The 11,430-nt window shown below is 76.4% G+C and carries 14 protein-coding genes; 7 read left to right on the top strand and 7 right to left on the bottom strand.

What is annotated here, in order from left to right; genetic code table 11:
• Positions 1-161 precede the first annotated feature (161 nt).
• Positions 162-836 (bottom strand): transcriptional repressor LexA, encoded by a 675-nt coding sequence (gene lexA / locus ACRYM0_RS18680; protein ID WP_432507349.1) that lies wholly within the window; start codon positions 834-836, stop codon positions 162-164.
• A 293-nt stretch (positions 837-1,129) separates the two neighbouring features.
• Here lexA and ACRYM0_RS18675 point away from each other — a divergent pair, with 293 nt between their 5' ends.
• The 3 genes from ACRYM0_RS18675 (at position 1,130) to ACRYM0_RS18665 (ending at position 3,234) form a co-directional block, all read left to right on the top strand.
• Positions 1,130-1,570, top strand: coding sequence for a LysM peptidoglycan-binding domain-containing protein (locus ACRYM0_RS18675; RefSeq protein WP_432507347.1), 441 nt, complete (start codon positions 1,130-1,132; stop codon positions 1,568-1,570).
• 197 nt (positions 1,571-1,767) lie between these two features.
• Positions 1,768-2,268, top strand: coding sequence for a transcriptional regulator NrdR (gene nrdR, locus ACRYM0_RS18670; protein ID WP_432507346.1), 501 nt, complete (start codon positions 1,768-1,770; stop codon positions 2,266-2,268).
• A 60-nt stretch (positions 2,269-2,328) separates the two neighbouring features.
• Entirely contained in the window at positions 2,329-3,234 is a 906-nt protein-coding gene (locus ACRYM0_RS18665; protein WP_432507345.1) for a proteasome assembly chaperone family protein, read from the top strand.
• A gap of 13 nt (positions 3,235-3,247) precedes the next feature.
• Here the strand turns inward: ACRYM0_RS18665 and ACRYM0_RS18660 are convergent, their stop codons facing one another.
• A complete protein-coding gene (locus tag ACRYM0_RS18660; RefSeq protein ID WP_432507344.1) occupies positions 3,248-3,706 on the bottom strand; it encodes a pilus assembly protein CpaE in 459 nt (152 codons plus the stop codon).
• Positions 3,707-3,785: 79 nt separating this feature from the next.
• On the bottom strand, positions 3,786-4,808 hold the full coding sequence (locus ACRYM0_RS18655) for an NADP-dependent oxidoreductase (protein WP_432507343.1): 1,023 nt from the start codon (positions 4,806-4,808) through the stop codon (positions 3,786-3,788).
• Positions 4,809-4,919: 111 nt separating this feature from the next.
• Between ACRYM0_RS18655 and ACRYM0_RS18650 the strand changes: the two genes are divergently transcribed.
• Positions 4,920-5,255: a TraR/DksA family transcriptional regulator gene (locus ACRYM0_RS18650; RefSeq protein ID WP_432507342.1), complete on the top strand. Its 336-nt coding sequence runs from the start codon at positions 4,920-4,922 to the stop codon at positions 5,253-5,255.
• Between the two features lie 19 nt (positions 5,256-5,274).
• On the opposite strand, the gene ACRYM0_RS18645 is transcribed toward ACRYM0_RS18650, so the two are convergent.
• Positions 5,275-6,123, bottom strand: coding sequence for a transglutaminase-like domain-containing protein (locus tag ACRYM0_RS18645; protein ID WP_432507341.1), 849 nt, complete (start codon positions 6,121-6,123; stop codon positions 5,275-5,277).
• Positions 6,124-6,187: 64 nt separating this feature from the next.
• Between ACRYM0_RS18645 and ACRYM0_RS18640 the strand changes: the two genes are divergently transcribed.
• From ACRYM0_RS18640 to ACRYM0_RS18630, 3 genes are read left to right on the top strand one after another with little or no spacing between them, the layout of a single operon-like run.
• A complete protein-coding gene (locus ACRYM0_RS18640) occupies positions 6,188-6,919 on the top strand; it encodes an NAD(P)H-binding protein (protein WP_432507340.1) in 732 nt (243 codons plus the stop codon).
• Positions 6,920-6,952: 33 nt separating this feature from the next.
• Complete coding sequence (serA, locus tag ACRYM0_RS18635) at positions 6,953-8,179, top strand: phosphoglycerate dehydrogenase (protein ID WP_432507339.1); 1,227 nt, start codon at positions 6,953-6,955, stop codon at positions 8,177-8,179.
• 11 nt (positions 8,180-8,190) lie between these two features.
• Complete coding sequence (locus tag ACRYM0_RS18630) at positions 8,191-8,751, top strand: metallophosphoesterase family protein (protein WP_432507338.1); 561 nt, start codon at positions 8,191-8,193, stop codon at positions 8,749-8,751.
• Here ACRYM0_RS18630 and trmB read toward each other — a convergent pair.
• From trmB to ACRYM0_RS18615, 3 genes are all read right to left on the bottom strand, one after another.
• Positions 8,733-9,464, bottom strand: a complete 732-nt coding sequence (gene trmB / locus ACRYM0_RS18625) for a tRNA (guanosine(46)-N7)-methyltransferase TrmB (RefSeq protein WP_432507337.1) — start codon at positions 9,462-9,464, stop codon at positions 8,733-8,735. The two genes, ACRYM0_RS18630 and trmB, sit on opposite strands and share 19 nt — an antisense overlap.
• A gap of 14 nt (positions 9,465-9,478) precedes the next feature.
• Positions 9,479-10,855 (bottom strand): sugar porter family MFS transporter, encoded by a 1,377-nt coding sequence (locus ACRYM0_RS18620; protein ID WP_432507348.1) that lies wholly within the window; start codon positions 10,853-10,855, stop codon positions 9,479-9,481.
• 196 nt (positions 10,856-11,051) lie between these two features.
• Entirely contained in the window at positions 11,052-11,399 is a 348-nt protein-coding gene (locus ACRYM0_RS18615; protein ID WP_432507336.1) for an LLM class oxidoreductase, read from the bottom strand.
• Positions 11,400-11,430 lie beyond the last annotated feature (31 nt).

Raw genomic sequence — 11,430 nt, 5'->3', positions numbered from 1 at the left:
TGGGACATGAAGGCCTCTCGGTCGTTGGGCGGACGGCGTCAGACACCTCCACCCAGCACCAAGGGGCCTTCTTCGATCAAGCACCCACCCGGCGTGTCACCAACCTCATGGCCGAGTACAGCTAGCGCGGCAGCCCCGCCCGGCCGCGCGCCGCACCGGTCTCAGAGGCTGCGCAGCACCGCGGTCACGCGACCCAGCACCACGGCCTCGTCGCCGTCGATCGGCTCGTAGAGGTCGTTGCGGGGCAGCAGCTTCACGTGCCCGTCCCGCCGTTGCAGCACCTTGACGGTGGCCTCCCCGTCGATCATCGCGGCCACGACGTCGCCGTTCTCCGCGGTGGGCTGCTGGCGGACCACCACCCAGTCGCCGTCGCAGATCGCCGCGTCCACCATCGAGTCGCCGACCACGCGCAGCATGAAGTGCTCGCCGGTGCCCACGAGCTGCGCCGGCAGGGGGAAGACCTCCTCGACGAGCTGCTCGGCGAGGATGGGGCCGCCGGCGGCGATGCGGCCCACCAGGGGCACGTACGCGACGGCGGGGCGCTCGTCGGCCGCGGTGGTCTCGTCACCGGTCAGGACGCCGTGGGCGGGGCCGGGGGTCACGACCTCCAGCGTGCGCGGGCGCCGGGGGTCCTTGCGCAGGTAGCCGAGGCGCTCGAGGGTCTTGACCTGGTGGGCGACGCTGCTCGGGCTGGTCAGGCCGACCGCCTGGCCGATCTCGCGCATGCTCGGCGGGTAGCCGCGGCGCTCGACCGCCTCGCGGATCGTCTCCAGGACCCTGCGCTGGCGGGTGGTCAGCCCCGCGCGGTCCGGCGGGCCGTCGGGCAGCGGGTGCACCGGTGCCCCGGCCCGGCCGCGGTCGTCCCCGTCCAGCACGTCCGTCACGTCGACTCCCCGTCGTCCCCGGCCGCCGCGGGCGCGCGGCTGCGATCACGCTACCCGTGCGCGGCCGTGAGCTCAAACAGGTGTTCGAACGTGTCGGAGGCGGGTGGCACGGTGCGGGAGCACCCCGGGCGAGCGCGTCGCCGGCTCGCGGCGGGGCTTGCGCGCCACCGGCACCTCGGTGGTACAACATCGACGCCGGTTCGAACACCCGTTCGACCCGGCTCCCGAGCCGGAGGTCCTCACCCGTGAGCAGCACCGCCCTCGCCCTGTTCCCCGCCGCCTGCCGGTCCCGCGAGTCGCGCCCGGCCCCCGTCGCCCGCTGCGCCCCCGCGGCGCGGCGCGCCCGCTCCGCTCGTCCCGCCGCGCGGCGCGGTCCGGGACGCCGCCCCCTGCGGCTGACCCGCCGCGGGCGGCTGAGCGCCACGTGCACGGCGGCCGGCGTGCTCGCGGGGGTGGTGCTGGCGGTGTCCGCGGCGGCGGGCGAGCCGGCCGCGGCCGGCGGGGCGGCGGGCGCGGCGCCGCACGTCGTCACGGTCCTGCCGGGGCAGACCCTGTCGCAGATCGCCGCCGAGCTGGCGCCGGGGGAGGACTGGCGGGAGGTCGCCGCCGCCATCGCGGAGGTCAACGGCCTGGCCTCGCAGGCCCTGCGGGCCGGCCAGCGCCTCACCCTCCCCGAGCTGGACTGACCACGACCGCGTCCCGGCCGTCCGGCGGGCGCGCCGCCGCCGGCGTCCACAGCCGTGCCGCGCGGCTTGCCGCCGCCATCGCCGGCGACGTACCGTCACCCCACGATCAGGACCCCGGGCCGCCCCCGGGTACCGCCGCGGCCACCGGGGCCGGGCGCTGCGCGGGCGGCCGGGACGCCGCGTGGGAGGAACCAGGGGTGCACTGCCCGTTCTGCCGGCACGCAGATTCGCGCGTGGTCGATTCGCGGACGACGGAGGACGGCAGCAGCATCCGCCGCCGTCGCCAGTGCCCGAACTGCTCCAAGCGCTTCACGACGCTGGAGACCGCGAGCCTGTCGGTGGTCAAGCGCTCCGGCGCCACCGAGCCGTTCAGCCGCGCCAAGATCTCCACCGGTGTCCGCAAGGCGTGCCAGGGCCGCCCGGTCAGCGAGGACGACATCGCGCTGCTGGCGCACCGCGTGGAGGAGGCCGTGCGCGCCCAGGGCGCCGCGGAGATCGACGCCCACCAGGTGGGCCTGGCCACCCTGCCGTTCCTGCGGGAGCTGGACGAGGTGGCCTACCTGCGCTTCGCGTCCGTCTACCAGGCGTTCGACTCCCTCGCCGACTTCGAGGCGGCCATCGAGCAGCTGCGCGCCGAGCGCAGCGCCGCCCTGGAGCGCTCGGCGGGCGAGCCGGCCACGGCGGTCGCCCGGGGCTGAGCCGCCCCCGCGCCCCGTGCTCCGTCGGCGCCGCGCGCCCGCGCGGGCGAGAATGGCCCCATGCTGGATCCTGGGTCGCTGTACAACCTCGAGGGCACGCCGCCGGTGCTGGTCGAGCCGCACCTCGTCGTGGCGCTGTCGGGCTTCGTGGACGCCGGGGGTGGCGTGCGGCTGGCCGTGGAGCACCTGCGCGAGGTGTGCGAGCACGAGCTGGTCGCCACCTTCGACGTGGACCAGCTGCACGACTACCGCGCCCGCCGTCCGCTGATGACCTTCGCCGGGGACCGGTGGGAGGAGTACGAGGCGCCGGCGCTGCAGCTGGAGCTGCTGCGCGACGTCGAGGGCTCGGCGCTGCTGCTGCTGACCGGCCCGGAGCCGGACGTGCAGTGGGAGCGCTTCGCCCGCGCCGTGTGGCAGCTCGCGGACCGGCTGGGCGTGCACCGCACGATCGTGCTCAGCGCCGCTCCCACCGCCGTGCCGCACACCCGCCCCAGCGGGGTGACCGCCAGCGCCAGCCGCCCCGAGCTGCTGGAGGGGTACCGCACCTGGGACGTGCAGGCGAAGGTCCCCGGTCACGCCGCCGCTCTGCTGCACCTGCGCGGGGCGCAGGCGGGCCGGGACGTGCTGTCGGTCCTGGCGCACGTGCCGCACTACCTGGCGGCCAACGACTACCCCGACGCGGCCGCGGTGCTGGTGCGCACCCTGGCCGGTGAGACGGGCCTGGCGCTGCCGGTGGACAGCCTGCTGGAGGCGGCCTCGGCCACCCGCGTGGAGGTCGACGCCCAGGTCGCGGACTCCCCGGAGGCCGCGGCGGTGGTGCTGGCGCTGGAGGAGCAGTACGACGCCCAGGGCGACGAGGGCCGCGGGACGGGAGCTGCCAGCGCCTACCTGCCCTCCGCGGAGGAGCTCGGTGCGCAGTTCGAGCGGTTCCTGGCGGGGCAGGAGGAGGACCCGGGCGCGGAGTGAGCCGCGCCGGCGCTCACGTCGCCGCGGTCCTGGAGCCGGTGGTGCCGCTGCTGCCGCCGGGCGCCCCGGACAGGTGGTGCAGCAGCGCCCGCGCGTAGGCGTCCGCGGGGTCGGCCGCCTCGAAGGCGTCGGCGCCGCGCTCATCGAGCAGCAGCACCCGGTGCACGACGCCGTCGCCGACGTCCCGGCGCTCCAGGCGGGTGAACCGCTCGCCCAGCAGCTCGCGCAACTGGTGCTCGGCGGGCAGCCAGCAGGCCTCCGGCTGGTCGACGGCGTCCAGCGCCCACTCGGTGGTGCCGTTGAAGCCGATGACGCGGCCGGTGGGGTGGTCGTGCACCTCGACGGTCATGTCGCTGAGGGTGAACACGTCCTCGTCCATGTCCCGGTCGGGGATGAAGAACCTGTCCCCGGACACCGGGTGCCACTCCAGCCCGGCGGTCTTCAGCTGCAGCGCGAGATCGACGGAGATCACCGCACCAGCATGGCCCCGGGGCACCGCGAGCGCGAGGTGGCGGGCGCCGGGGCGCCCCGCCACCGGACGCGCGGGCGGCTCAGCGCTCGGAGAGCCGGACGAGCATCTTGCCGGTGTTCTCCCCGCGCAGCAGGCCGACCAGGGCGCCGGGCGCCTCCTGCAGCCCCTCGCGGACGGTCTCGCGGAAGACGACGCGCCCCTGCGCGAGCCAGCCGCCGACCTCGCGCTCGAACTCGGCCCGCCGCTCGGCGTGGTCGCCGACGATGAAGCCCTGCAGCCGCAGCCGCTTGCCGACCACGGAGAACAGGTTGCGGGGGCCGGCCGGGGCGTTCGCGAGGTCGCGGGGGGAGTTGTAGGCGGACACGCTGCCGCACAGGGCGAAGCGGGCGAAGTCGTTGGCCGCGGCGATGGCGGCCTCCAGGTGGTCGCCGCCGACGTTGTCGAAGTACACGTCGACGCCGTCGGGCGCGGCCTCGGCGAGGGACTCCAGCACGGGCCTGGCCCGGTAGTCGATGCCGGCGTCGAAGCCCAGGTCGTCGGTGAGGTGGCGGGCCTTGACCGGGCCGCCGGCGCTGCCGACGACGCGCCGGGCGCCGCGCAGCCTCGCGAACTGCCCCACCAGGCTGCCGACGGCGCCGGCGGCGGCCGAGACGAACACCGTGTCGCCCTCGCGCATCGCGGCCACGTCGAACAGCCCGGCCCAGGCGGTGAACCCGACCATGCCCAGCGGGCCGAGCGCCGCGGTCTCGCCCACGCCCTCCGGCAGCTCCAGGCGGCGCACCTGCGCGGCGGGCAGGACGGCGTGCGTGCGCCAGCCCAGGCCGTGCAGCACGAGGTCGCCCGGCGCGAAGCCGCCGGCGCGCGAGTCCTCCACGACGCCGACGGCGGCACCGTCCAGCGCCTGCCCCAGCCGGTACGGCGGCACGTAGCTGGGCACGTCGTCCATGCGCGGGCGCATGTAGGGGTCCACGGACATCACGAGGGTGCGCACCAGCAGCTGCCCCTCGCCGGGCGCGGGCAGCTCGACCTCGGCGAGCTCGAAGTCGTCGGGGACGGGTTCGCCCTGCGGGCGGCGGGCCAGGCGGATCTCTCGGGCGTTCACGCCCCCAGCGTCTCCCCGCCGTGCCGCGCGGCGCGCGGCGGGGTAGACACGTGCCCGGACGAGGTCCCGCCGCCGGCGGGACCGGCAGGCACGACGGAGGGACGGACGACGATGGACACGCAGGTCGCGCGCGAACGGCTGCTCGAGTTGCGGCGCGAGCTGCAGGAGACGATCGAGGGCGTCACCTCGCGCATGGAGGCCGGCGTCACCGCCGACCTGCCCACGGGCGGGCACGACTTCGGCGACGAGGGCGCGCACGAGCAGCAGGCGGCGGAGCAGGACGCCTTCGTGGAGGCCGCGCGCACCCGCCTGGCCGGTGTGGAGGACGCGCTGCGGCGCATCGAGGACGGCACGTACGGCCTCTCGGTGGTCTCCGGCAAGCCGATCCCCGAGGAGCGCCTGGAGGCGCGCCCGGACGCCCTCACCCTGGCGGACGAGGAGCTGTGAGCGGTGCCGGGTGCGGTCCTCAGGGCAGGACCGCGCCCGGCCCGTGGTGGTCGCCGGGCAGGTCGCCGTCGACGGCGGCCAGCACCTGGACCGCCTCCAGCCGCACCGGTCCTGAGGTGGTCAGGAACGCCGTGTCGGCCGCGTCCCGACCGGTGGCGATGCGCAGCAGCGTGGCGCGCGGGGCCAGGCGGGTGGCGTCGACGACCTCCCACGTCCCGCCCGGGGCCGCCTCCACCACGACGTGGAAGTCCATGGGGAGAAGGCCCGGCGCGTACGCGGAGCACACCCGTGCCGGCACGTCCAGCGCGCGCAGGAGCGCCGCGGTGACGTGCGCGTGGTCGCGGCACACGCCCCGCCGGGCCAGCAGGGTGTCCAGGGCCGTGTCGGTGGGGCCGCTGGAACCGGGGACGTACTCCAGCTGGGCGTGCACCCAGGCCGCCACGGCCGCCGGCAGCTGCCCGCGCGGCACGTCGCCGAACTCCCGCGCGGCCAGGGTGCCCAGGCGGTCGGAGGGGCAGTAGCGGCTGGGGCGGGTCGCCTCCCACCGCTCCAGCTCCGCCAGCCGGTGCGGCGCCCGGTGCTCGGCGCGGGCGGTGGCGGCGTACTCCACGCGGACCGGGCCGGCGGGGGCGGTGAAGCGGTGCAGCAGCGCCCCCGACGCGGCCTGCAGCGGGTGCACCGGCACCACGCCGTCCGGGCCGTCCACGCGCAGCGTCTCGGTCAGGACCCGCACGCCAGGGCGGCGCGCCACGGCCACGGCCAGCACGGCCTCGGAGGGCGCTCCCGCCAGCAGCCGCAGCGCGGCGCGCACCGAGGTGGTGGGCGCCGGGGCGGTGGGTGCCGCGGTGGCGGGTGTGGTCTCCGGCACGCGGCGAGTGTGCCCGAACGGCGTGCGGGTGCGCCCGCGGGCGCAGCGCCCTAGCGTCGGCGCCGTGCACGTCGCCATCGCAGGAGCCCACGGCCAGGTCGCCCGCCACCTCACCCGCCTGCTCGCCGCCCGCGGGGACCGGGTGACGGGGCTGGTCCGCAACCCCGACCACGTCGCGGACGTCACCGCCGACGGCGCCCGCGCGGTGGTGGTGGACCTGGAGTCCGCCGGCGCGCAGGAGGTGGCCGAGGCGGTGCGCGGCGCGGACGCGGTCGTCTTCGCCGCGGGCGCCGGACCGGGCAGCGGCGCCGCCCGCAAGGACACCGTCGACCGGGCCGCCGCGGTCCTGCTGGCCGACGCCGCCGCGCTGGCCGGCGCGCGCGACTACCTGCTGGTGTCGTCCTTCGGCGTGGACGCCGTGCGCGGCGGCGCGGTCCCGGACGGGGTGGACGAGGTGTTCGTCGCCTACCTGCGCGCCAAGCTGGCCGCCGAGGAGGAGCTGCTGGCCCGGGCCGCGGACCCCGCCGGGCCGCGGGTCACGGTGCTGCGCCCCGGCGGCCTGACGGACGCCGAGCCCACCGGGCGGGTGCGCCTGGAGCGCTCCGTCGAGCGCGGCAGCGTGCCGCGCGCGGACGTGGCCGCCGTGTGCGCGGCGCTGCTGCAGGTGCCCGCGCCGCCCGGCGGGCGGGTGCTGGAGCTCGTCGGTGGCGAGGAGCCGGTGCAGCGGGCGGTCGCGCGCGCGGCCGCCGAGGGTGGTCCGGCCGGTGCGGCGGGTGCGGCGGGTGCGACAGACTAGGCGGTCCCACCGCTCCTGACCGCTGGAGGAACCGTGCCCGCCCTGCGTCCCGCCCCCCGTGCGCTGCTGCTGGAGAACATCCACGCGGACGCGCGGACCCTGCTGTCCGAGGCCGGGTGGGAGGTGGAGACGGTCTCCGGCGCCCTGGACGAGGCCGAGCTCGTCGAGCGCCTGCAGGGGATCTCCCTGCTGGGCATCCGCTCCACCACGCACGTCACCGAGAAGGTCCTGGAGAACGCCCCGGACCTGCGGGCGATCGGCGCCTTCTGCATCGGCACCAACCAGATCGACCTGTTCGCCGCGGCGGCCCACGGGGTCGCCGTCTTCAACGCCCCCTACAGCAACACGCGCAGCGTCGTGGAGCTGGCCCTGGCGGAGATCATCGCGCTGACGCGGCGGCTGACGGTCAAGGACCGCCTCATGCACGCCGGCGTGTGGGACAAGTCGGCCACCGGCGCCCACGAGGTGCGCGGGCGCCGCCTGGGCATCGTCGGCTACGGCAACATCGGCTCGCAGCTGTCGGTGGTGGCCGAGGCGCTGGGCCTGAGCGTGTTCTTCTACGACACCGCCGACCGCCTCGCGCTGGGCAACGCGCGCCGCTGCGGCAGCCTGCACGAGGTCCTCGAGGTCGCCGACGTGGTGACCCTGCACGTGGACGGGCGCAGCAGCAACAGCGGGTTCTTCGGCGAGGCCGAGTTCGCCCGCATGCGCCCGGGGTCGATCTTCCTGAACCTCTCGCGCGGCTTCGTGGTGGACCACGTCGCGCTGCGCCGGCACATCGAGTCCGGGCACATCGCCGGTGCAGCGGTGGACGTCTTCCCGCAGGAGCCCAAGAGCCGCGGGGAGGCGTTCGAGTCGGAGCTGCGCGGCCTGGACAACGTCATCCTCACCCCGCACGTGGGCGGCTCGACGGAGGAGGCGCAGGAGGACATCGGCCGGTTCGTCGCCGCCAAGCTGCGCGACTACGCCCTGCACGGCTCCACGACCCTGAGCGTGAACATGCCGCCGCTGGCGACGGAGACCACCCCGGGCACGGTGCGCCTGGCGCACCTGCACCGCAACGTGCCGGGGGTGCTGGCGGCGATCAACCGGATCCTCGCCGACGAGGGCGTGAACATCGAGGGCCAGCAGCTGTCCACCCGCGGCGACCTGGGCTACGTGGTCACCGACATCGCCGCCGCGGCCTCGGAGGACGTGGGCCGCCGGCTGCGCGAGCTGCCGGAGACGGTGCGGGTGCGCCAGCTGGGCTCGCACGACTGAGCCGCGCACCCGTGCCCGCCGAGCACCCCCAGCAGCACCCCCAGCAGCACCCGCAGCGGCTGCTGCTGCTGGCGGACACCCACCTGCCCCGGCGGGCGAAGGAGCTGCCGGAGCAGGTGCGGGCCGCGGTGGACGCCGCGGACGTCGTCGTGCACGCCGGCGACTGGGTCGACGAGGCCACCGTCCTGGCGCTGCGCGAGCGCTCCCGCCGGCTGGTGGGCGTCGCCGGCAACAACGACGGCGCCGACGTGCGTCGGCACCTGGGGGAGTTCGCCGCGTTCACCTGCGGCGGGCTGCGCTTCGGCGTGGTGCACGAGACGGGTGCGGCGGCCGGCCGGGAGCGGCGCTGCGACGCCCGGTGGGCGGGGGAGCTGGACGTGCTGGTCTTCGGCCACTCCCACGTGCCGTGGGACACCACGACGCCGGCGGGCGTGCGGCTGCTGAACCCCGGGTCGCCGACGGACCGGCGCCGGCAGCCGGCGTGCACGTACGTGACGCTGACCGCCGCCCACGGGCGGCTGCACGACGTGCGCCTGCACGCGCTGCCGCCGCGTCAGCGGCTCGCGGGCTGATCCGGGGTGGGCCGGTCGGGTGTGCCGGGGCGCCGGGCCAGCAGGTCGGTCACCACGTGCCCCCGGGCCAGGCCCCGCGCCTCGAAGCGGGTGGTCGGGCGCCAGTGCGGCCGCTCGTGCAGGACCTCCTCCAGCACCAGCCCGGGCTCGGCGGCCAGCACGGCGGCGACCTGCTGCGCGTAGGGCTCCCAGTCGGTGGCGCAGTGCAGCACCCCGCCGGGGGCCAGCCGGTCGGCCACCAGCGCCGCGAAGGCGGCGTCGAGCAGGCGGCGCTTGTGGTGGCGGGCCTTGGGCCAGGGGTCGGGGAAGTAGACCCGCACCCCGGCCAGGGTGCCCGGGGCGATCCGCTGCCGCAGGAGCAGGCGGCCGTCGCCCTCGAGCACCCGCACGTTGCCCAGGCCCCGCTCGTGCAGGCCGGCCACCAGCGCGGCGACCCCGGGGGTGTGCACGTCGGCGGCCAGGACGCACGTGGCGGGGTCGGCCTCGGCCATGGCCAGGGTGGTGCCGCCCGTGCCGAACCCGATCTCCAGCACGACCGGGGCCGTGGTCCCGAACAGCGCGGGCAGGTCCAGCGGGCCGTCCCCGTCGGGCACGGCGAACCGGGCCCGGTGCTCCGCCAGGGCCTTCAGCCGGGCCGGGCCCGTGCGGCCGCGGCGCAGCTTGTAGGAACGCGGCGTGTCGTCCGCCTCGGCGGCGTCGGGGCGGGGGGTCACCGGCCCATCATCGGTCAGCGGGCCGCGACGCCCTCCGGGCGGGGCTCGGCGAAGTCGGCGGGCCGGAAGCGGCCCTGCGACAGCCGCCCCTCGATCTGCTCCAGGCTGCGGCCGGTGAGCTCGGGCATCCTCCGGTACAGGAAGACGAACGCGACGACGTTGAACGCCGCGTACAGCCAGAACGTCTGCCCGGTGCCGATCGTGTCGATGATGCTCAGCAGGGTCAGGGTGATGAGCAGGTTCGTGCCCCACAGCGAGGCCGACTGCGCCGCGGCGCCCGCCGAGCGGGTGGCCAGCGGGTAGATCTCCGAGCCGGTGAGCCAGCCCATCAGCTGGATGCCGCCCGCGGTGAAGGCCATGAACGCCACCAGCGTGGCGACGATGTACGGCACCTGCTCCGGGCCGTCGTTGCCCGTGACGAAGAAGGTGCCCAGCACCACCAGCGCCAGGGCGGCCCCCGGCAGGGTGAGCAGGGTCAGCCGCCGCCGGCCCACCCGGTCGATGATCGCCAGCCCGATGAGCTGGGTGACCAGGTACGTCGCACCGAGGGCGACCGAGACGCGCAGCGCCGTGCTGTCGGGGAACCCGTTGTCGGTGAGGATCGTCGGCGAGTAGTAGACGATCATCTCGATGCCGGACAGCTGGGTGAAGATCGCCAGACCGCACCCGACGACCAGCGCCGGGCGCACCCACGCCTCCCGCAGCCCCCGCCAGCCGCGGGTGCTCGCCTCCCGCTCGGCGTCCACCAGCTCGCCGATCTCGTCGAGCTCGCCCGAGACGTCGGCGCCGCGGGGGCGGACGCGCTCGAGGGATCGGCGCGCCTGGTCGACCTGCTCGGCCTTGACCAGCCAGCGCGGGCTCTCGGGCAGGCGGAGCATCAGCGCGAGCATGAGCGCCGCGGGGACCGCGGCCGCACCGATCGCCCAGCGCCAGTCGACGCTCTGGCTGGCGCCGACGATCGTGGCGACGAGGATGCCGACCCCGATGGCGATCTGGAAGCACAGCACGAGGCGGCCGCGGTACTTCGTGGGCGCCAGCTCGGCCACGTACACCGGCGCGGTCTGGGTGGCGCCGCCGACGGCGAAGCCGAGCACCAGGCGTGCCAGCGACAGCGTGACGGGGTTCGGTGCCAGGGAGGCGCCGATCGTGCCCACCACGAACACGACCGCGACGACCAGCAGGGTGCCGCGGCGGCCGCGCCGTTCGCTCAGGCGGCTGCACACCAGCGCACCGATCACGGCACCGGCCAGGATCGAGGCCGCGATGACCTGCTCCCAGCCGTTGCCGATGGTGAACTCGTCGCTGATCTGCAGCAGCGCGCCGGAGATGATGCCGGTGTCGTAGCCGTACAGCAGCCCCGAGATCGCCGAGACCAGGGCGACGACCACCACGGCACCGGTCAGGCCGGCACCGTCACCGCCCGCCGTGCCGGTGCCGGTTCCGCTGGACGGGGTCCGCCCGTCCTGTCCAGGTGCAGCCACGGGTTCCTCCGAGTCGGCGTGGGTGGTGCGGGCGGTTCTCAGACAAGCACCGGCCGTGACCCGCCGCCCGTCGAACCGCCCCGGCCACCCCGCCCGCCCCGTCCGCTCAGCCCGGGTGCGCGCTCCACTCCCGCGCCAGCAGCTCGTAGGAGCGTTCCCGCTCGGCGTGGTCGTGCACCTGCGTCACCACCATCAGCTCGTCGGCCCCCGTGGTGTCCACCAGCTCCCGCAGGCGGGCCGCGACGTCACCGGCGGTGCCGGCGAGCACGAGGCCGGTGCCCTGGGCCGCGACGTGGCGCTCGGCGGCCGTCCACGCGTGGGCGGCGGCCTCCTCGGGGCTGGGCAGCGGGCCCGGGCGGCCCAGCCGCAGGTGCGCCGTGGCCAGCTGCTGCGCGGGCCGCACCGCCGCGGCCCCCTCCCGCCCCCCGTGGGGGGCGGCGAGGTCAACGACCACATTAAAAGGCTGGTGAGCACACCGCGCCGCG

The organism is Kineococcus arenarius subsp. arenarius (assembly GCF_050871845.1).
Lineage (GTDB): Bacteria > Actinomycetota > Actinomycetes > Actinomycetales > Kineococcaceae > Kineococcus.
This window is presented reverse-complemented; position numbering and strand designations above follow the sequence as displayed.